At 66.4% G+C, this 17,656-nt stretch carries 19 protein-coding genes; 6 read left to right on the plus strand and 13 right to left on the minus strand.

All coding sequences use genetic code 11. The features are described 5' to 3' along the window. The first annotated feature begins 37 nt into the window (after positions 1-37). The 3 genes from KYN89_RS08065 (at position 38) to KYN89_RS08075 (ending at position 1,619) form a co-directional block, all read left to right on the plus strand. The gene (locus tag KYN89_RS08065; RefSeq protein WP_222824592.1) at positions 38-847 is read left to right on the plus strand and encodes an undecaprenyl-diphosphate phosphatase; all 810 of its coding nucleotides are present in this window, start codon (positions 38-40) and stop codon (positions 845-847) included. Positions 848-972: 125 nt separating this feature from the next. Then, complete coding sequence (locus tag KYN89_RS08070) at positions 973-1,239, plus strand: hypothetical protein (RefSeq protein WP_248285072.1); 267 nt, start codon at positions 973-975, stop codon at positions 1,237-1,239. A gap of 104 nt (positions 1,240-1,343) precedes the next feature. After that, positions 1,344-1,619: a hypothetical protein gene (locus KYN89_RS08075; RefSeq protein WP_222824593.1), complete on the plus strand. Its 276-nt coding sequence runs from the start codon at positions 1,344-1,346 to the stop codon at positions 1,617-1,619. Positions 1,620-1,722: 103 nt separating this feature from the next. On the opposite strand, the gene phhA is transcribed toward KYN89_RS08075, so the two are convergent. The 5 genes from phhA to KYN89_RS08100 all read right to left on the minus strand — a co-directional run bounded on the left by phhA (position 1,723) and on the right by KYN89_RS08100 (position 6,376). Beyond that, positions 1,723-2,616 carry a phenylalanine 4-monooxygenase gene (phhA, locus tag KYN89_RS08080; RefSeq protein WP_197635246.1) on the minus strand — a complete coding sequence of 298 codons (894 nt, stop codon included), beginning with the start codon at positions 2,614-2,616 and terminating at the stop codon, positions 1,723-1,725. A 118-nt stretch (positions 2,617-2,734) separates the two neighbouring features. Then, positions 2,735-3,583 (minus strand): HTD2 family dehydratase, encoded by an 849-nt coding sequence (locus KYN89_RS08085; protein WP_222824594.1) that lies wholly within the window; start codon positions 3,581-3,583, stop codon positions 2,735-2,737. After that, entirely contained in the window at positions 3,583-4,803 is a 1,221-nt protein-coding gene (locus tag KYN89_RS08090) for an acetyl-CoA C-acetyltransferase (RefSeq protein WP_222824595.1), read from the minus strand. Before KYN89_RS08090 ends, KYN89_RS08085 begins: the two co-directional genes overlap by 1 nt. Next, positions 4,800-5,975, minus strand: coding sequence for an acyl-CoA dehydrogenase family protein (locus tag KYN89_RS08095; RefSeq protein ID WP_222824596.1), 1,176 nt, complete (start codon positions 5,973-5,975; stop codon positions 4,800-4,802). The genes KYN89_RS08090 and KYN89_RS08095 overlap by 4 nt, the downstream gene beginning before the upstream one ends. 65 nt (positions 5,976-6,040) lie before the next feature. Next, on the minus strand, positions 6,041-6,376 hold the full coding sequence (locus tag KYN89_RS08100; protein WP_222824597.1) for a hypothetical protein: 336 nt from the start codon (positions 6,374-6,376) through the stop codon (positions 6,041-6,043). A 165-nt stretch (positions 6,377-6,541) separates the two neighbouring features. On the opposite strand from KYN89_RS08100, the gene KYN89_RS08105 reads away from it, so the two are divergent. Beyond that, positions 6,542-7,552 (plus strand): right-handed parallel beta-helix repeat-containing protein, encoded by a 1,011-nt coding sequence (locus KYN89_RS08105; RefSeq protein WP_222824598.1) that lies wholly within the window; start codon positions 6,542-6,544, stop codon positions 7,550-7,552. Here the strand turns inward: KYN89_RS08105 and KYN89_RS08110 are convergent. From KYN89_RS08110 to xth, 3 genes are read right to left on the minus strand one after another with little or no spacing between them, the layout of a single operon-like run. Continuing rightward, complete coding sequence (locus tag KYN89_RS08110; protein ID WP_222824599.1) at positions 7,549-8,073, minus strand: GNAT family N-acetyltransferase; 525 nt, start codon at positions 8,071-8,073, stop codon at positions 7,549-7,551. The two genes, KYN89_RS08105 and KYN89_RS08110, sit on opposite strands and share 4 nt — an antisense overlap. Further along, positions 8,070-9,191, minus strand: a complete 1,122-nt coding sequence (gene ribA, locus KYN89_RS08115) for a GTP cyclohydrolase II (protein WP_248285074.1) — start codon at positions 9,189-9,191, stop codon at positions 8,070-8,072. The genes KYN89_RS08110 and ribA overlap by 4 nt, the downstream gene beginning before the upstream one ends. Continuing rightward, a complete protein-coding gene (gene xth, locus KYN89_RS08120) occupies positions 9,140-9,937 on the minus strand; it encodes an exodeoxyribonuclease III (RefSeq protein ID WP_222824600.1) in 798 nt (265 codons plus the stop codon). Before xth ends, ribA begins: the two co-directional genes overlap by 52 nt. A gap of 149 nt (positions 9,938-10,086) precedes the next feature. On the opposite strand from xth, the gene KYN89_RS08125 reads away from it, so the two are divergent. Further along, positions 10,087-11,571: an alkaline phosphatase gene (locus tag KYN89_RS08125; protein WP_222824601.1), complete on the plus strand. Its 1,485-nt coding sequence runs from the start codon at positions 10,087-10,089 to the stop codon at positions 11,569-11,571. A gap of 379 nt (positions 11,572-11,950) precedes the next feature. On the opposite strand, the gene KYN89_RS08130 is transcribed toward KYN89_RS08125, so the two are convergent. From KYN89_RS08130 to pabB, 5 genes are all read right to left on the minus strand, one after another. After that, positions 11,951-12,622 (minus strand): LolA family protein, encoded by a 672-nt coding sequence (locus tag KYN89_RS08130; RefSeq protein WP_222824602.1) that lies wholly within the window; start codon positions 12,620-12,622, stop codon positions 11,951-11,953. A gap of 104 nt (positions 12,623-12,726) precedes the next feature. Next, positions 12,727-12,894, minus strand: coding sequence for a 50S ribosomal protein L33 (gene rpmG, locus KYN89_RS08135; protein ID WP_129792036.1), 168 nt, complete (start codon positions 12,892-12,894; stop codon positions 12,727-12,729). A 161-nt stretch (positions 12,895-13,055) separates the two neighbouring features. Next, positions 13,056-13,475, minus strand: a complete 420-nt coding sequence (gene arfB, locus KYN89_RS08140; RefSeq protein ID WP_010233707.1) for an alternative ribosome rescue aminoacyl-tRNA hydrolase ArfB — start codon at positions 13,473-13,475, stop codon at positions 13,056-13,058. Beyond that, entirely contained in the window at positions 13,465-14,142 is a 678-nt protein-coding gene (locus KYN89_RS08145) for an RluA family pseudouridine synthase (RefSeq protein ID WP_222824603.1), read from the minus strand. Before KYN89_RS08145 ends, arfB begins: the two co-directional genes overlap by 11 nt. A gap of 16 nt (positions 14,143-14,158) precedes the next feature. Then, on the minus strand, positions 14,159-15,967 hold the full coding sequence (gene pabB / locus KYN89_RS08150; RefSeq protein WP_222824604.1) for an aminodeoxychorismate synthase component I: 1,809 nt from the start codon (positions 15,965-15,967) through the stop codon (positions 14,159-14,161). 105 nt (positions 15,968-16,072) lie between these two features. On the opposite strand from pabB, the gene KYN89_RS08155 reads away from it, so the two are divergent. After that, positions 16,073-17,647: a helicase HerA-like domain-containing protein gene (locus KYN89_RS08155; RefSeq protein WP_222824605.1), complete on the plus strand. Its 1,575-nt coding sequence runs from the start codon at positions 16,073-16,075 to the stop codon at positions 17,645-17,647. Positions 17,648-17,656 lie beyond the last annotated feature (9 nt).

Here is a 17,656-nt window from a genome sequence, read left to right on the forward strand (position 1 = left end):
TGACTTGCGCGGCCCCTTGTCTTTGAGCGTGTCGCCCATGGACACCATCGTAACCGCGATCCTGCTCGGCATCCTCGAAGGGCTGACCGAGTTCCTGCCGGTCTCCTCGACCGGTCACTTGATCCTCGCGCAGGCGTGGTTCGGCTACGACCCCGCGCTGTGGCGGCAGTACAACATCATCATCCAGCTGGGCGCGATCCTCGCGGTGGTGGTGACCTATTTCAAAACCTTCTGGACCATGGGCACTGGGTTGCTGCGCGGAGAGCGCAAGGCGATCCTGTTCGTGCGCAACATCCTGCTCGCCTTCCTGCCCGCGGCGGTGATCGGGCTGCTGATCCTCGACGTGATCGACGCGATGCTGGAAAGCCCCGCCGTGGTCGCCATCGCGCTGATCGTGGGCGGGATCGCGATCCTCGTGCTGGAGAAGACCATCCCCACGCGCGAGGAGCAGGGGGTCGAGGCGCTGTCGTGGAAGACGGCGATCGGAATCGGCTTCGTCCAGTGCCTTGCGATGATCCCCGGCACCAGCCGCTCGGGCGCGACCATCATGGGCGCACTGGCGATGGGCGTGGGGCGCAAGACTGCGGCCGAGTTCTCGTTCTTCCTCGCGGTGCCGACCATGCTCGGTGCGTCGGTAGTCAAGATTGTTCAGGAGCCGGAACTGCTCGCAGGGACCGCGACGATCGGCTGGACGCATATTGCGCTGGGCTTCGTCGCGAGCTTCCTGGTCGCGCTGGTCGTTGTGCGGGCGTTCGTGGCCTATGTCAGCAAGCGGGGCTTCGCACCCTTCGCCTGGTACCGGATTCTGATCGGTTCGGTCACGCTGATCTGGCTCTTCGCATTCTAGCCCACGAGGGGCTTGCCCTTGCCCCCGGCCACCAGAACCGCGCTTTGCTGCGGGTGGCGGGGTAAACAGGCGGGAACCAAGCCCGCGTCCACCTGTTCGACAAAAGTGCAGAAACCTGACTTTTGTTGAATCGAGCGATGGGCTTTTTGATCCTCATCTGTAGCGGCGGCGTCATCGGCTGGATCGTCGCGCTTGTCACCGGTGCCGATGATGCCCGCTCGGCATGGCTGCGAATCGCGCTGGGGGCAGGGGCTACGGTGGTGTCGGGAATGGCCGTTAGCGAAGCCTCGCTGATCGAGTCGCTGGGGGCCAACGCGCTGCTCGTGGCGATCGCCATAGGCTTGGCCGTGCTGGCAATTGTGTCATTTGCGGCCGCGCACGCCCGCCGCTGATCCGCAGAAAACTGCATATCCCGTCCTGATTGAGGCAAATTCAGGGTATCCGTGTGGCGAAAACGTGGCTATGCGGAACCCCCAACCAATCTAGGGGAAGAATCATGAAGAAGACTTTCAAAGCCGCTCTGATCGCGTCGACCGTCGTTCTGGGCCTGGGCGTTGCTGCTTGCGGCGAAACCGCCGAAGACACCACCACCGAAGACACCGCCGCTGAAGACGCGATGGCGACCGACGCCGCCGACGATGCGATGGCTGAAGACGCGATGGCGACCGAAGCAACCGACGACGCGATGGCTGAAGACACCATGGCGACCGACGCCGCTGACGAAGCGACCGCCGAAGAAGAAACCGCCGACGAAACCGCAGCTGCCGAGTAATCGCAGCTCATCCGTCGGATGATTTTCGACCGGCCCCGAAGCGATTCGGGGCCGGTTTTTGTTTGTCCGAAAGGTGCCGCGCCGGGTGCGGGCGGGCAGAGCGCTAGACGGGCCGTGCGCTGCTGCCGCGCCCGCCGCGCAGCAGGTATTCCTGCGTGCCGACATTGACCACATTGTCCACGTCGATCACCGCCGAATTGGCGTAGGTGAAGGACGGCGGCAGCTTCTGGTAAAGCGTCTCGAAATCGCGCTCCACCGTCTTGCGGTACAGATCCTCGAAGCTTTCGATCACGAAATAGGTCGGCTGCAGGTCCGAGATCACATAATCGGTCCGCATCACGCGATCGACGTTGAGCATGATTCGGTTGGGGCTTTTTGCCTCGACCGAGAACACAGCTTCAGTCGGGCCTGACAGGATGCCTGCGCCATAGGCGCGCAGATCCTTGCCGCCTTCCATGATCAGCCCGAACTCGACCGTGTACCAGTACAGCGCGCCGAGCGCCTTCAGGCGGTTATGCTTCATCGCGCGCCAGCCCGCGCGGCCATATTCCTGCATGTAATCGGCGAACACCGGATTGGTCAGCATCGGCACGTGGCCGAACACATCGTGGAACACGTCGGGTTCCTGGATGTAATCGAAGGTTTCGCGCGTGCGGATGAAATTGCCTGCGGGAAAGCGCCGGTTGGCGAGATGCCAGAAGAAGATGTGATCTGGGATCAGCATCGGCACGGGCACCACGCTCCACCCGGTCAGCTTGTTCAGAGACTCTGACAGCTCACCGAATTCGGGCACACCGCCCGCACCCAGATCGAGTCGCTCCAGCCCTTCGAGAAAAGCGGTCGCCGCGCGTCCGGGGAGGATTTCCATCTGGCGGGCGAACAGATCGTCCCAGATCCGGTCGTCTTCACTGTCGTACTCGGTCTGCTTGGGCTCCAGCCAGTCCTCGCCGACATGCGCCGGCCGCTTGAGCGGCGCGGTGAATACGTCGTCGGGCATGACGGGTATCTGGGAAAAATCGGGCTTGCGTTCGAGTACTGCTTCCATGCCTGTGCAGATAGCACTTCGCGGGTAACGAAACAATTTATGCCGATTTTAACGACGAACCGCGGGAGACTCAGCGGCTTGCGTGGGCCGTGGTCAACACCGCGCCTGCATCGTTGAGCGCGGCGAGTTCCAGCGTATCGCCCTGCTCGCGAACGGCAAGGTGAAGCGTGTCACCCACGATCGCGGGCGAACGCGCGGAGAAACCGAAGGAGCCGACCGGTCCCGCGACATCTGCCGCCAGTTGTAGCAGCAAAGTCGCGAGCAGCGGTCCGTGCACCACTGGCCCGCGATAGCGCTCCACCTCGCGCGCATAGGGAGCGTCGTAATGGATCCGGTGCGTGTTGAAGGTGAGTGCGGAGAAGCGGAACAGCAGCGCTTCGGATGGCACCATCGTCTGAACCCGGTCCCACGCCTGGGGATCGAACAGCTTTTCGCCCACTACCGGCGGCACCAGCGACGCATCGGGCGCGGCGGCCTCGCGATAGACCAGCGTCTGTCGCTCGCGGATCGCGGGCTCGCCATTGGCCGCGATCTCGTGCTCCAGCTCCAGGAAGGCGAGCCGACCGCTGCGCCCTTCCTTTTCCGAAAGGCTGACCACGCGGCTGAGCTTGTCGATCCGGTCGCCCAGCATCAAGGGGCGCAGGAACGTGATCTCGCTGCCCGCCCACATCCGCCGGGGCAGGTCGATCGGCGGGTAGAGGCTTGCCGGATCGTCCGACCTTGCCGGATGCCCGTCCTCGCCCAGCATCGCGGTCGGTGCCTGCGGCGTGCACAGGGCGAAGTGGACGCCCTGCGGCAACGCGGCACCCTCAGGCGCAGTGAGGTCGAGCGTGGCGAGCCAGCGCGCCGCCAGCGACTCGTCGAGGCGTTCGGCAGCGCGCGCCTCGCGCCCGATCCAGTCCGACCAGTCGTTCGCCATCAGGCCGCGCGTTCGAACAGCGCGGCGAGGCCCTGTCCGCCGCCGATGCACATCGTCTCGAGCGCGTAACGCCCTTCGCGCCGGTGCAGCTCGTGTGCCATATCCGCGAGAATGCGCACGCCGGTGGCGCCGATCGGGTGGCCGAGCGAGATGCCCGAGCCGTTGACGTTGAGCATGTCGCGGCGCGAATCGTCCTCGCTCCAGCCCCAGCCCTTGAGCACGGCAAGCACCTGCGGCGCGAAGGCCTCGTTCAGCTCGACGAGGTCGATATCATCCCAGCCCTTGCCGGTACGGGCGAACAGGCGTTCGGTCGCGGGCACGGGGCCGATCCCCATGCGCGCCGGATCGCACCCGGCGGCGGCCCAGCCTTCGAACCACAGCAGCGGTTCAAGGCCGAGTTCGTCCAGCTTGTCTTCGGTGACCACCAGACACGCGGCGGCGGCATCGTTCTGCTGGCTGGCATTGCCCGCTGTGACGATCCCGTCCTTCTCGATCGCGCGCAGTCCACCGAGGGTTTCCATCGAAGCATCGGGGCGAAAGCCCTCGTCACGGTCGAAGCGGATCGGGTCCTTGCGCCGCTGCGGCACATCGACCGGCACCAGCTGCGCATCGAACTTGCCTGCGTCCCACGCGGCGGCAGCCTTCTGGTGCGAAGCGACCGCGTATTCGTCCGCTGCTTCGCGCGAAATGTCGTAGTCCTTCGCGAGGTTCTCCGCCGTCTCGATCATGCCGGAGATCACCCCGAACCGCTCGATCGGCTGGCTCATCAGGCGACCGCGCGTCAGCCGGTCGTAGAGCGAGAGATCGCCCATCTTCGCACCGTGGCGCGCCTTGGTCGTGTAATGCTCGACATTGGACATCGACTCGACGCCGCCGGCCAGCACGCAGTCCGCCGCGCCAGTCTGGACCATCATCGCCGCCTCGATCACCGCCTGCAGGCCCGACCCGCAGCGCCGGTCCAGCTGGAAACCGGGCGTCTCGATCGGCATGTCGGCGGCGAGCCAGGCCCAGCGTCCGATCGCGGGCGCTTCGCCGCTGCCATAGCCCTGCGCGAATACCACGTCGTCCACGCGCGAGGGATTGACGCCCGAGCGTTCGACCAGCGCCTTGATGATGATCGCGGCGAGCGGACCTGCCTCCAGCGGGGTCAGCGTGCCGAGGAAGCGCCCGACCGGGGTGCGCAGTGGGGAGACGATTGCGGCGCGGCGCAGTTCGCTCATGCCTGGCCCCCGGCCGCGAAATTGCGGAGCATGGCCTTGGCGATCACCAGTTGCATGATCTGGCTGGTCCCTTCGTAGATCGTGTAAATCCGGCTGTCGCGATAGAACCGCTCCGCCTCGTATTCCGCCAGATAGCCCGCTCCGCCATGGATCTGCACGCAGCGGTTGGCGACCCGGTTGCACATTTCCGATGCAAAGAGCTTGGTCGAAGCGGCGGGCAGCAGCGAGGGCTCGCCCGCATCGACCTTGGCGGTCGCGTCCTTGAGCATGCATTCGGCAGCGTAGATTTCCGCCTCGCTATCCGCGAGCATCGCCTGGATCAGCTGGAACTGGTTGATCGGTTCGCCGAACGCCTTGCGGTCCTGGGCATAACGCATCGCCGTGTCGAGGATGCGGCGCGCGTAGCCCGCGCTTGCTGCCGCAACCGAAAGCCGCCCGTTGTCCAGGCTCATCATCGCGGTGCGGAAGCCCTGGCCTTCCTCGCCGCCGAGCAGCGCATCGCCATCGACATGCACATCGTCGAGATAGATGTCGGCGATCTGGCTGCCTTCCTGGCCCATCTTCTTGTCGGGCTTGCCCACCGTAACGCCCGCCTTTTCCATATCGACCAGGAAGGCGGAAACGTGCGCGTTCTTGGGCAGCGGCTCCTTGCTGGTGCGCGCCATGATCAGGCCCAGCTTCGCGAAGGGCGCGTTGGTGATGTAGCGTTTGGAGCCGTTCAGACGATAGCCGTTGCCATCCTTCACCGCGGTGGTCTGCATCGCGGCGCTGTCGCTGCCGCTGCCCGGCTCGGTCAGGCCGAAACAGGCGATTTCGCCCGCGGCGAGGCGCGGCAGCCACTCGGCCTTCTGCGCTTCTGTGCCCGACTTCTTGAGCGCGGTGCACACCATGCCGAGGTTGATCGAGGTGATCGAACGATAGGCGGGCAGCGCGTAGGAGAGGACGCGGATCGTCTCGACATATTGCGAGGTGTTCATCCCTGCGCCGCCGTATTCCTCGGGCATAGTCAGGCCGAACAGGCCCATCTCGCGCATCTCGTCGAGGATATCTTCGGGAATCGCGTTCGCCGCGATCACGTCTTTCTCAGCAGGAATCAGCCGTTCGTGCACGTAGCGCCACAGCTGTTCGATAAACTGGTCGAAGACCTCGGCATCCATTCCCGACATGATCATCCCTTATATTCTAATCGCGGCAGAAAGCCGGGGCGACCCGGAATGCGGGCCGCCCCGAGTCATACTCAGTTTTCAGTCTTCATGTTGTCAAGTTCAGCCTGGATGTCGGCGGCTGCGGCTTCAGCTGCCTCGGCATCGCTCTGCATCTTCTCGCGATCGGCCTCGGCGCGTTCTTCGGCGGTAGGACCTTCGCTCGCCGGGGCGGGCGGCGGCGCTTCGGGCATGGCCGAGTCGTCCTCGATCGGCTCGTCGGCTACGCCGTCCATCGCGTCGTCAGCGACGACCTCGACATCCTCGGCGACGACTTCGTCACTCGCGTCGTTCGAATCGCCACAGGCGGCCAGCGCCAGCGCGCTCGCGCCGGTCACCACAGCCAGCCCCATCCGGGTCGTGAATTTCATGTGCGGATCCTCCGTTGGAATATGCCGCGCGGGGCGGCAGGCATGCGCCGCGCGCGCTGGCGCAAACTAAGCAGAGCAGCGCGTCCGGGGCAAAGGGAAATGCGGCCCATGCAGCACGCAAAGGCTTTGCGGCTTGTTAACCATTCTATCTTACGCCTGTCGCCCATGACCCACGATAGCGACCGCATCAGCCCCACGTTCGTCGACCGGCCCGTGCTTGGCCGACCGTCGATGCTTCTGGCCACGCTGGTCGCGGTGGCGGCGATCGCGCTGATCCCGCTGGCCGCGCTGATGGCGCAGCCGGTGCCCGCGCCCTTCGTCGTGGTCGAGACCAATCGTGGCTACCCCACCTTGCAGGCCGCCGTCGATGCGATCGGATCGGGCGAGGGCAGCATTGCCATTGCGCCGGGCACCTATCGCCAGTGCGCGGTGCAGCAGGCGGGAAGGATCGCCTACCTCGCGACCGAGCCGGGCAGCGCAGAGTTCACCGGCGCTGCGTGCGAAGGCAAGGCGGCGCTGGTCCTGCGCGGCACCGAGGCGAGCGTTTCGGGCCTGATCTTCAGCAATATCGCGGTCGCGGACGGCAATGGCGCGGGCATCCGCCAGGAAGCGGGCACGCTGACCGTGGCCAATTCCTGGTTCCGCGACAGCCAGCAGGGCATTCTGACCGGCCATGACGATCAGATGCGGCTGGTGGTCGACCGTTCAACCTTCACCCGGCTGGGCACCTGCGAGAATTCGGGCGGCTGCGCCCATTCGATCTATACCGGCGATATCGGGCACCTGCGGGTGACCCGCAGCCGGTTCGAACAGGGCACCGGAGGCCATTACGTGAAGGCGCGCGCGGCGATGGTCGAGATCGCGGCCTCCAGCTTCGACGATTCGAACGGCCGCGAAACCAATTACATGATCGACCTGCCGCAGGGCGCGCGCGGTCAGATCACCAATAACTGGTTCGTCCAGGGCGAGGACAAGGAGAACTACTCCGCGTTCATCGCAGTGGGTGCCGAAGAGCAGACCCATAGTTCAGACGGGCTGGTGATCGCGGGCAACGACGCGCGCTTCGTGCCTTCGCTGTCGCGCCAGTCGGCCTTCGTGGCAGACTGGACCGGGGCCAACCTCCGGATCGACGACAACCGGCTGGGTGCCGGCCTCACGCCCTTCCAGCGGCGCTAGAGCTTCCCTGGCATCTCGCCGAAGGCCGGCGCGTAAGTCACCGTGCCCTTGGGGCGCGGGCCCTCTGCCAGCATGCGGACCTGAAAGAACTCCGGCGCAACCCCCGGCAGGATGAGGTCCGGATCGGGATGAAGCCCGAAGCGGGCGTAATAGCCCGGATCGCCAACCAGCACGATGCCCTTGGCACCCATCTCCGTCAGCCAGACGATGCTCTGGGTCGCAAGATGCGCACCGATCCCCGTGCGCTGCCGGGTCGGCATCACCGCGATCGGCCCGGCTGCGTACCAGCCCTGCGTCCCGTCCGAGATCGTGACCGGCGAGAACGCGAGGTGGCCGATCACCGCCTCGTCCATATTGGTCGCCACCAGCGACAGCGCCAGGTCTCCGTCCCGGCGCAGCGCGTCGACGATCTCCGGCTCGTTACCCCGCGGCCGCTGCGCCCGCGCAAAGGCTGCGCGGGAGAGGGCTCGGATCGCCGGGATGTCTTTTTCGACCTCTTCCCGGATGGTCGGCAACCTCATGGCAAGAGGTGGCCGGAACGATCGCGTTTGGTCGCAAGATAGCGTGTGTTGTGGGGGTTGATGCCCGCGCTCAAGGGAACCCTTTCGACGATGGTGATGCCTGATTCGGCCAGCGCGGTAACCTTCGCCGGGTTGTTGGTCAGCAGACGTATGCGTGGAATCCCCAGTAGTGAAAGCATGCGTCCCGCAATGGGAAAGTCTCGCGCCTCGTCGGGCAGGCCGAGCCGGAGGTTCGCCTCGACCGTGTCGTGCCCCTGATCCTGCAACTGGTACGCGCGCAGCTTGTTGACGAGGCCTATGCCGCGCCCTTCCTGCCGCAGGTACAGCACCACGCCATAGCCGCCGTCTTCCGCTTCCTGCGCGAAAGTGGCGAGCGCGGCATCGAGCTGGGGGCCGCAATCGCACTTGAGGCTGCCGAACACGTCGCCGGTCAGGCATTCGGAGTGCAGGCGCACCAGCGGCACCCGGTCCGCGTTCTGCCGCCCGATAATCAGCGCGGCATGTTCGCGCAGGTCTGCGGGAGAGCGGAAAACCGCGATCTCGGCCTGTTCGGCCGCAGCGGTCGGCAGGCGGGAGCGTGCCGCGATCCGCAGCGTCTCAGGCGCGGAGAATGCGGCAAGATCGGCGCTCGTCACATCGAGCGGTTCTTCGCACGGTGCCGGGTCGATCATGAAGGCGGGCAGCACGCCTGCGCGCCGGGCGATCTCCAGCGCGGTCGCGGGCCACTGGGCCTCGGGCAGGGCAACCGCGCGGAACGGGCCCTTCATCGGGTTGGCAAGGTCGAGCGCCGGGTCCGCCACCGCGCGTGCAAGATCGAGCGTGAAGCGTTCGCTCCCCTCGATCAGCACCGGTGCGTGGGGGACGGCGGCTTCACGCTGGTTGGCCAGCTTGAGCGTCTGCGCGCGCGCCGCGGCGATCAGCATCCGCGCGCCGCTCGCATCGGGCTCTGCCGCAGTCTCGACCGGCAGCAATACGGGCCCGCCATCCACGCGGATCGGCCAGCCATGGCGCAGGGCATCGATCGCCTGCGCCAGCGCGCGGGCGCTGCCGCCGGCGCCCTGCGCGCTCAGAGTTCGAACTCCGTCGTCAGCGGGACATGGTCCGAAGGTCGCTCCCAATTGCGCGCCTCTTCCAGAATGCGGTGCCGCGTGGCCTGCTTCGCCAGATCGGGGCTGGCCCACATGTGGTCGAGCCGGCGGCCCTTGTCGTTGGTCTGCCAGTTGGGATTGCGATAGCTCCACCAGCTGTAATACCGCTCCGGCGCGGGCACGTGCTCGCGCCCGATATCGGTCCAACCGTGTGCGTCCATGAAGCGTTGCAGCGCCTCCACTTCGATCGGCGTGTGGCTGACCACCTTGAGCAGCTGCTTGTGGCTCCACACATCGCTTTCGAGCGGGGCGATGTTGAAGTCGCCCACGATCAGCGTCGGCTGGTCGATTTTGTCGGCCCAGCGGGCCATGCGTTCGAGGAAGTCGAGCTTCTGGCCGAACTTCGCGTTCACCTCCCGGTCGGGCACGTCGCCGCCTGCGGGCACGTACACGTTCTCGATCACCATGCCCTGATGCGCGGGATCGGTCAGTTGTACGCCGATGTGGCGTGCCTCACCATTATCCTGCCAATCGTAGCGGGAGATTTCCCTGAACGGCAGGCGGCTGACCGTGGCGACGCCATGATAGCCCTTCTGCCCGTGGATCGCGATGTGATCATAGCCGAGATCGCGGAACGCCTTGGCAGGGAACTGCTCCTCGACGCACTTGATCTCCTGCAGGCACAGCACGTCGGGGGCGTGCTGGGTGAGAAACTGCTCGACCAGCGGCATGCGCAGGCGGACCGAGTTGATATTCCAGGTGGTGACAGAAACCATGGCGGCGGACTTAGGCGCGGGGTCCGGCCCCCGCAAGGCGCACGAATCACAAGCGCCAACCGGTCGCACGCTTGTCTCATTCCTCGGCGAGGGGCATGGGAACGCCGATTCGGCCATTCGTTTCAGCCATTCGCTTGAGGGAGCCTGCCATGATCCGCCATTCCGCCCGCCCGCACCGGCGCTGGGCCGCCGCCCTTGCGCTGATCGCGCTGCCGCTGGCGGCGTGCAGCTCGACCACCAATTATTACGGCGCGGACCCGGCGGTGCAGTCCGCCGCGCCTGTGGCGCAGGGCCAAGTGGCGCAGGGCCAAGTGGCGCAGGGCAAGGCGAAGAACGTGATCCTGTTCGTCGGTGACGGGATGGGCATTTCCACGATCACTGCCGCGCGCATTCTGGATGGGCAGCAAAGGGGCGAAACGGGCGAGGAAAATTCGCTCAGCTTCGAAAAGTTCGACAATGTCGCGCTGGTCAAGACCTACAACACTGACGCGCAGGTCGCTGACAGTGCGGGCACCGCGTCCGCGCTCAACACCGGCACCAAGACGCGCATCGGCGTGATCAACACCGCGCCCGACGTGCCGCGCGGCGATTGCGCTGCGGCGCAGGGCCACGGGATGGAAACGGTCGCGCAAGAGGCGCTCGAGCATGGCAAGGCGGTCGGCATCGTCAGCACCGCGCGGCTGACCCATGCGACTCCAGCGGCGGTCTACGGTCACAACCCGGATCGCAACTGGGAATCGGACGCCGACATGCCGGCCGAGCAGCAGGCGCTGGGGTGCACCGACTTCGCGCAGCAGCTGGTCGAATTCCCCTTCGACCTCGCGCTGGGCGGCGGATCGCGCAAGTTCCTGGGCACCGGTCAAGGTGGCGAACGCAAGGACGCCGGGGCCAATCTGCCCGCCGAGTGGGCCGCGCGCACGGGCGGCACCTTCGTGGCCGATACGCAGGCGATGCGCAAAGCACCGCTCGACAAGCCGGTGCTGGGGCTCTTTTCGCCCAGCCACATGACCTACCAGCTCGACCGCAAGCCGGACACGAGCGAGCCGACTTTGACCGAGATGACCGCCGAGGCCCTGCGCCGTCTGTCCGACGATCGGGCAGGTTACTACCTGATGGTCGAAGGTGGCCGGATCGATCATGGCCACCACGCGGGCAAGGCAGGCTACGCGCTGGAGGAGACGATCGAGTTCGCCCGCGCGATCCAGTACGCGGTCGACAATACCGATCCGGACGAGACGCTGATCCTTGTCACCGCCGATCACAGCCACGTGTTCACGATCGCAGGCTATCCCAAGCGGGGCAATCCGATCCTGGGCCTGGTCCATCCGCCTGCCAGCGGGGACGAGGATCATCCCGGTGCGGCCAATGACGAGGCCGTCATTGCAGACGACGGCCAGCCGTACACCACGCTCGGCTATGCCAATGGCCCGGGCGCGGTGAAGGGAGAGCGCGACGAGCCGGAGACGGGCGCGCAGGCGCAGCAGCAGTCGCTGGTTCCGCTCGGCTCCGAAACCCATGGGGGCGAGGATGTCGCGCTGTTCGCCACCGGCCCGGGATCGCAGCGGGTCCACGGCGTGATCGAGCAGAACGTGGTCGCCGATATCATGCGCAAGGCATTCGGCTGGGAAGAGTGAGTGTCTTTCGCTCGCGGTGAGTGCGCTGGCGCGCACCACCTCCGCGGCGGCGACCTACCGGTCGGCGGCCGGTCGCCCTTGCCCTCGCCTTCGGCTCGCGTCTGGACGTGATTCGCCGGGTCGGCGCGTGCCGCTGCCCACTGCCGGGTGTGGGAGGCGCAGAAAACCCCCGCGCCGGGGGCTGTGGCACGGGGGTTCCTTACGCGCGTTCGTCACGCTTGCGACAAGGCCTGTGTTTGAGGGGAACCGCGGGGCAACAGGGGGGAAACCCGCTGGTTCATCAGGCCTTGCAAGAATGAAACTAGGTCCCCCAGCCTTGCTTGCCCATGAACGTGACGGTCATTCCATCGCTCATACGGGGCATCGCTCGACGAACGGTTTACCGGGGGCGACGGGATGCGCGGCGCGGGTCCTTATAGGTGAACGTGGAGTCGCTCACCGACACGCCGTAGCGCTGATTCGCCAGCCGCACCGTGGTGCGATTGTTCTGGGCATCGAGCGAGACCCAGTTGGTCAGCTCCCACCCGCCTGGCGCACCGGCCTTGCGCACGAAGATCAGCGTGATGACGCCGTATTCGGGCTTCTTGGGATCGCGCACCTCGACCGAGAGCACGTTGGGATTGCCGGTATTGCGCAGCTTGCCGTATTTCTTGACGTCGCGATTGGGGTCCAGCAGCGCGCCCAGCGGCGAATTGCTGATCGGCCAGCGCTGCACCTGGTTGACCTCGTAATCGACCATGGTCAGCGATTTGCCGTTGGACACGATCAGCAGCGGCACGTCCTTCGAATATTCGAAGCGAATCTTGCCCGGCCGCTTGAGCGTCATGGTCCCGCGAACGGTCTGGCCGCTGCGGTCGGTCTGGGTGAAGCTGGCGCGCATGGTCTCGATGCCGCGCAGCGCCGCGACCGCATCGTCCAGCGTACCGCCCGCCTGCGCAAGCGCAGGGGCGGGCAGGGCGATGGTCGCTGCGGTGATCGGCGCACCGGCAATCAGGGCAATGCTGGCAAGCCCGGCGAGCGGGCGGCGAAGTGCTTTGTAAGTGGTCGTCATGACGGCCTCCGTAATGGTTTCGGAGTGAACCGTGCGTGAGCGTGCCGGTTCCGCCATTGTCAGACGAATCGGCACCGGAGAAGCCGTCGGCGGCTTCCCGACCCTTACTTGATCTTCGCTTCCTTGAACTCGACGTGCTTGCGCACGACGGGATCGTACTTGCGGAAGGTCATCTTCTCGGTGATGTTCCGCGGGTTCTTCTTGGTCACGTAATAGAAGCCGGTGTCCGCGGTCGACACGAGCTTGATCTTGACGGTCGTCGGCTTCGCCATAACTCAATCCTGCCAGTTCAAAGGCCCGGCCATCGGTGGTTTGCCCCAGAGGAGCGTCACGATGTGCATCGGGTGAAAAAACAACAGGCGGCGCACGCGGCACCGCCCGATCGCACGCGCTATTGGCCGCGAGACCCGGAAAAGTCAAGCAAGCAGTCGCACTACCAGTCGCTGCGGCTGGGCTTCCCGCGATTGGCCTTGACCGCGCCGCGCGCCTTCTTCTGCTTGAGCCGCTGGGTCTTGCCCACCCGGTTGAGCCGGGTCTTGGCCCTTTGTTTGGGCCGGCGATGCGCCTCGCGCAGCAGATCCTCCAGCTTTTCGCGCGCCAGCGCCCGATTCGCTTCCTGCGTGCGGTGCTCTCGCGCGACGATCAGGATGTCGCCCGAATCGGTCAGCCGGCTGCCCGCAACTTCGCCCAGCCGCCGGAACGCGAAGGGCGAGAGGCGCAGCTTGTAGGCGTTGACCCGCAGCTGCACCTCGGTGGCGACCTTGTTGGCGTTCTGCCCGCCCGGTCCGGAGCCTGCGACGAAGCGTTCCTCCGCCAGCGCATGCGCGCGAGAGATCAGATCGTCAGGGAGCATCCGGCCCTTCGCCGCCGAAGCCGAGCGCTTGGAAATCCGCCGGGAGCGGGCTGGTCGCGGCGATATCCGTCTTGCCCTCGCGCTCAACCGTCAGCGCGCTGGCATGGAGCATGGTGCGCGGCGCGCCCTGCTTCGTGCCGTAGACCGGGTCGCCGACCAGCGCGATGCCGATCCCGCTTGCCGCGTGGACGCGAATCTGGTGCGTGCGCCCGGTCGCGGGGCGAAACTCGACCAGCGCGCGGCCCTCGTGCGTCGCGACCACCCGCCACGCGGTGACCGAAGGCTTGCCCTTCTTCGCCGGGATCATCCGCCAGCCCTTTTCCGCGCTGCTGATCTTGGACAGCGCGAGTTCGACCACGCCCTCTTCCTGCGCAGGAATTCCCGCAAGGATGCCGTGATAGACCTTGGTCACCTGCTGCGCCTCGAACGCGGCGGAAAAGCGTTTATGCGCCTTGGGATTGCGCGCGAGCAGCAGGCAGCCGCTGGTATCCGTGTCGAGCCGGTGGACCGCGCTCGGCGGGCGCTGGAAGCCCAGTTTGAGCTGCTCCAGATAATCGTCGAGGCACGGCCCGCCCTTGCGCGGGCGGTCGATCGACAGGCCTGCGGGCTTGTCGATCACCAATGCCTCGCCGTCTTCGTAGAGGATCGGGATGGTCGTATCGGTCATGTGAAATCGGGGCTTTTTATATGAGTCTTGAGCGCATCAACCCGCGCACGGCGTTGCCGATCCAGAACCCGTGTCCGAGGTCGTCCAGCGTGAGTTCGGCCTCAATTGCGCGGCCTTCGGTGATCAGCGAATCGCGCAGCACGCCGGGCAGCAGGCCGAGCGCGAGCGGCGGGGTTGCCAGCACGCCGTCGCGCTCGACGAACACGCTGGTCCAGCTGCCTTCGGTGACCAGCCCGTCGTCGCGCACCAGCAGCGCCTCGTGCGCGTCCAGACCTCGCGCGGCAGCCAGCGCATCGGCGTAGAACCCGCGGTCGGTGGTCTTGTGGCGCAGGCGCCAGTCGCCGGGATCGACCGGCAGGGGGAGGGCGATGCAGTCGAGCGGCTCGCTCGGCGTGACGGGCAGCGGCGACACCTCGATCGCGGTCGTACCGGAACGCGCGCAGACCAGCCGCACGCGCGCCGGATCGGCGAGGTCGAAGCACAGCGCCTGAATCTGGTTGCGCGCGGCGTGCCGATCGAACGCGAAGCCCAGCTCGCTCGCGCTGGCGGAAATCCGCGCCAGATGCCCTTCGAGCAGGGGCACGCCCTCTTCGGGGTCGAACCGCATCGTCTCGATCAGGTCGAAGGCGGGCGCGCGCGATTCGGGACTGCTGGCGCGCGCGAAGCCCGCCTTGATCTGCGCTTCGCGCCATTCGCCCAGCGAATCGCTGTCCGCGACGATCCCTGCGCCCACGCCCAGCACGGCGGTGCCGTGGCCATTCTCGGTCGGGGTGAGGCGCAGCGTGCGGATCGCGACGTTGAAGCTGGCGCTGCCATCGGCATCGAACGCGCCGATCGCGCCGCAATAGGGCCCGCGCGCATCGCGCTCCAGCCGGTCGATGATCTCCATCGCGCGGATCTTCGGCGCGCCCGTGATCGATCCGCTGGGGAACAGCGCCGCGACGATCTGCGCAAGGCCCGTGCCCGGCTTCATCTGCGCATGCACCGTGCTGACCATCTGGTGCACGGTGGGGAAGCTCTCGACCTTGAACGGCTCGTCGACCCGCACCGACCCGGGCACGGCGATGCGCGAGAGATCGTTGCGCATCAGATCGACGATCATCAGGTTTTCGGCGCGGTCCTTCTCCGAGTCGGCCAGCTCCTGCGCCGCTGCCCGGTCGGCCTGCGCATCCGCGTGCCGGGGGCGGGTGCCCTTCATCGGGCGCGCGGTCAGGCCGCCATCGGCCAGTTCGAAGAACAATTCGGGGGAGAGGCTGACCACCGCGTGGCTGCCATCCCACACGACGCCGCCGTGCCCTGCGCTGGAGGCCTTGCGCAGGCTCGCATAGAGCGCCAGCGGATCGCCGCGGAATGCGCCGGTCAGCGGCAGGGTGAGGTTCGCCTGATAGATGTCGCCCGCCGCGATATTCTCCTGCAACGCGGCGAAGCGTTCCTGCCATTCGCCGGGAGAGATTGCCGGGTCGAGCGGGCCCAGCGTAGCGGGGCCGGGCGCGCTCTGGGCCAGCCAGTCCCCGACCGCGTCCGCCGCGATTCTCTGCTCGGCATCGAACAGCCCCAGCCACACGAGCGGCCCAGCCGCGCCCGTGCGCGCATCGGCCATAGGATGCAGCTTCGGCTCCAACGCCAGCCCCGCCTCGTAGGCGAGGTAGCCTGCCAGCGTGCCGCCGCGTGTCCCTTGCGCGGCCTGTGCCGCGGCCAGCGTTTGTTCGACCTCGTCCGGGCGCAGCGCGCGGAACACCTCGACCGGTCTTTCGAACAGGCGTGCGCCGCCATCATGCGCAGGCCGCGCATCGTCGAGCAGGATGAAGGGGTCCGCCGTTGCCATTCGTGATCCGCTCTATCGAAGCGTCCGCGAATTGGAACCACCTTGACGCTTCGCAGGTGCCCCGCGAAGACCGTCGAACGATTGTGAGAGAAGGGTGTCGGCGGCGTGAGCACGATTTTTCTGGGGCGCAACCAGGATGGCGAGGCGCAGGAGCTGCGGCTCGACCGCGCCAACCGCCACGGCCTGATCGCGGGCGCGACCGGTACGGGCAAGACGGTGACCTTGCAGGGCCTCGCCGAAAGCTTTTCCGCCGCCGGAGTCCCGGTGTTCGTTGCCGATGTGAAGGGCGATCTCGCGGGGCTCGCGGTGCCGGGTTCGGCCAAGTTCAAGCATGCCGACAAGCTGGAAGGCCGCGCGGCCGAGCTGGGGATGGACGATTATGCCTATGCCGATTTCCCGGTGATCTTCTGGGACCTGTTCGGTGAACAGGGCCATCCGGTGCGCACCACCGTCTCCGAAATGGGCCCGCTGCTGCTCGCGCGCCTGCTCGACCTGAACGAGACCCAGGAGGGCGTGCTCCAGATCGTCTTCCGCCATGCCGACGATAACGGCCTGCTGCTGCTCGATTTCGAGGATCTGCGCAGCCTGCTCGCGTGGGCGGCGGACCATACGGACGAAGTCTCGGGCGAATATGGCCGCGTCACCAAGGCCTCCATCGGCGCGATCCAGCGCGCGCTGCTGACTTTCGAGAGCGAGGGGGCGGATAAGTTCTTCGGCGAGCCTGCGCTGGAGGTGGACGACCTCTTCCGCGTCGATGCCGCCGGGCGCGGGTTCATCAGCATCCTCGCCGCAGACAAGCTGATGCGCAGCCCCAAGCTTTACGCGACCTACCTGTTCTGGCTGCTCGCCGAACTGTTCGAGACGCTGCCCGAGGTGGGCGACCCGGAAAAGCCCAAGCTGGTGTTCTTCTTTGACGAGGCGCACCTGCTGTTCGACGACACGCCCAAGGCGTTTCAGGATACGATCGAGACGGTTGTGCGCCTGATCCGATCGAAAGGCGTGGGCGTGTTCTTCGTCACCCAGAACCCGATCGACATTCCCGACGATGTTGCGGGGCAGATCGGCAACCGCGTGCAACACGCGCTGCGCGCCTTCACCCCGCGCGACCAGAAGGCGATCAAGGCCGCGGCGCAGACCTTCCGGATCAATCCCGAGCTCGACGTCGCGACCGCGATCACCGAGCTGAAAACGGGCGAGGCGCTGGTCTCCACGCTGGGCGAGGATGGCGCGCCGTCCGTAGTCCAGCGCACGCTGATCAAGCCGCCGCAAAGCCGCCTTGGCCCGCTATCGACGGGCGAGCGTGCGGTGATCCTCGGCGCGAGCCCGCTGGCGGGCAAGTACGATATGCCGGTCGACCGCGAAAGCGCGGCGGAAGTGATCGCGCAGAAGATGGTCGATGCCGCCGCAACCGCTGCCGAGGTCGAGGAAAAGGGCGAAGCCGAGGTCCGCAAGCGGGAGCGCAAGAGCACCAGCATCTGGGGCAAGGCAATCTCGCGCGGCACCAAGGTCGCGGCTGGCTCTGCCGCCGGAATGGCCGCGCGCACCGTGCTGGGCAAGAAATCGCGCGCCAATCCGATGGCCTCGGGTGTTACCTCGGCTGCGGGTTCGATCGCGACCGATCTAGCGGGACCGGTGGTCGGCAGCTTCGTGCGCAACCTCGTCGGCGGGTTGATGCGTTAGGCCCCGTAA

Source organism: Alteriqipengyuania abyssalis (assembly GCF_019857185.1).
GTDB classification, from domain to species: domain Bacteria; phylum Pseudomonadota; class Alphaproteobacteria; order Sphingomonadales; family Sphingomonadaceae; genus Alteriqipengyuania; species Alteriqipengyuania abyssalis.

Bases quoted from the DNA above. Each gene is read 5' to 3' on its own strand.
- KYN89_RS08065 (WP_222824592.1), top strand. From the start codon at position 38: ATGGACACCATCGTAACCGCGATCCTGCTCGGCATCCTCGAAGGGCTG.
- KYN89_RS08075 (WP_222824593.1), top strand. From the start codon at position 1,344: ATGAAGAAGACTTTCAAAGCCGCTCTGATCGCGTCGACCGTCGTTCTG.
- phhA (WP_197635246.1), bottom strand. From the start codon at position 2,616: ATGCCCGACGACGTATTCACCGCGCCGCTCAAGCGGCCGGCGCATGTC.
- KYN89_RS08085 (WP_222824594.1), bottom strand. From the start codon at position 3,583: ATGGCGAACGACTGGTCGGACTGGATCGGGCGCGAGGCGCGCGCTGCC.
- KYN89_RS08090 (WP_222824595.1), bottom strand. From the start codon at position 4,803: ATGAGCGAACTGCGCCGCGCCGCAATCGTCTCCCCACTGCGCACCCCG.
- KYN89_RS08095 (WP_222824596.1), bottom strand. From the start codon at position 5,975: ATGATCATGTCGGGAATGGATGCCGAGGTCTTCGACCAGTTTATCGAA.
- KYN89_RS08100 (WP_222824597.1), bottom strand. From the start codon at position 6,376: ATGAAATTCACGACCCGGATGGGGCTGGCTGTGGTGACCGGCGCGAGC.
- KYN89_RS08105 (WP_222824598.1), top strand. From the start codon at position 6,542: ATGACCCACGATAGCGACCGCATCAGCCCCACGTTCGTCGACCGGCCC.
- KYN89_RS08110 (WP_222824599.1), bottom strand. From the start codon at position 8,073: ATGAGGTTGCCGACCATCCGGGAAGAGGTCGAAAAAGACATCCCGGCG.
- xth (WP_222824600.1), bottom strand. From the start codon at position 9,937: ATGGTTTCTGTCACCACCTGGAATATCAACTCGGTCCGCCTGCGCATG.
- KYN89_RS08125 (WP_222824601.1), top strand. From the start codon at position 10,087: ATGATCCGCCATTCCGCCCGCCCGCACCGGCGCTGGGCCGCCGCCCTT.
- KYN89_RS08130 (WP_222824602.1), bottom strand. From the start codon at position 12,622: ATGACGACCACTTACAAAGCACTTCGCCGCCCGCTCGCCGGGCTTGCC.
- rpmG (WP_129792036.1), bottom strand. From the start codon at position 12,894: ATGGCGAAGCCGACGACCGTCAAGATCAAGCTCGTGTCGACCGCGGAC.
- arfB (WP_010233707.1), bottom strand. From the start codon at position 13,475: ATGCTCCCTGACGATCTGATCTCTCGCGCGCATGCGCTGGCGGAGGAA.
- KYN89_RS08145 (WP_222824603.1), bottom strand. From the start codon at position 14,142: ATGACCGATACGACCATCCCGATCCTCTACGAAGACGGCGAGGCATTG.
- pabB (WP_222824604.1), bottom strand. From the start codon at position 15,967: ATGGCAACGGCGGACCCCTTCATCCTGCTCGACGATGCGCGGCCTGCG.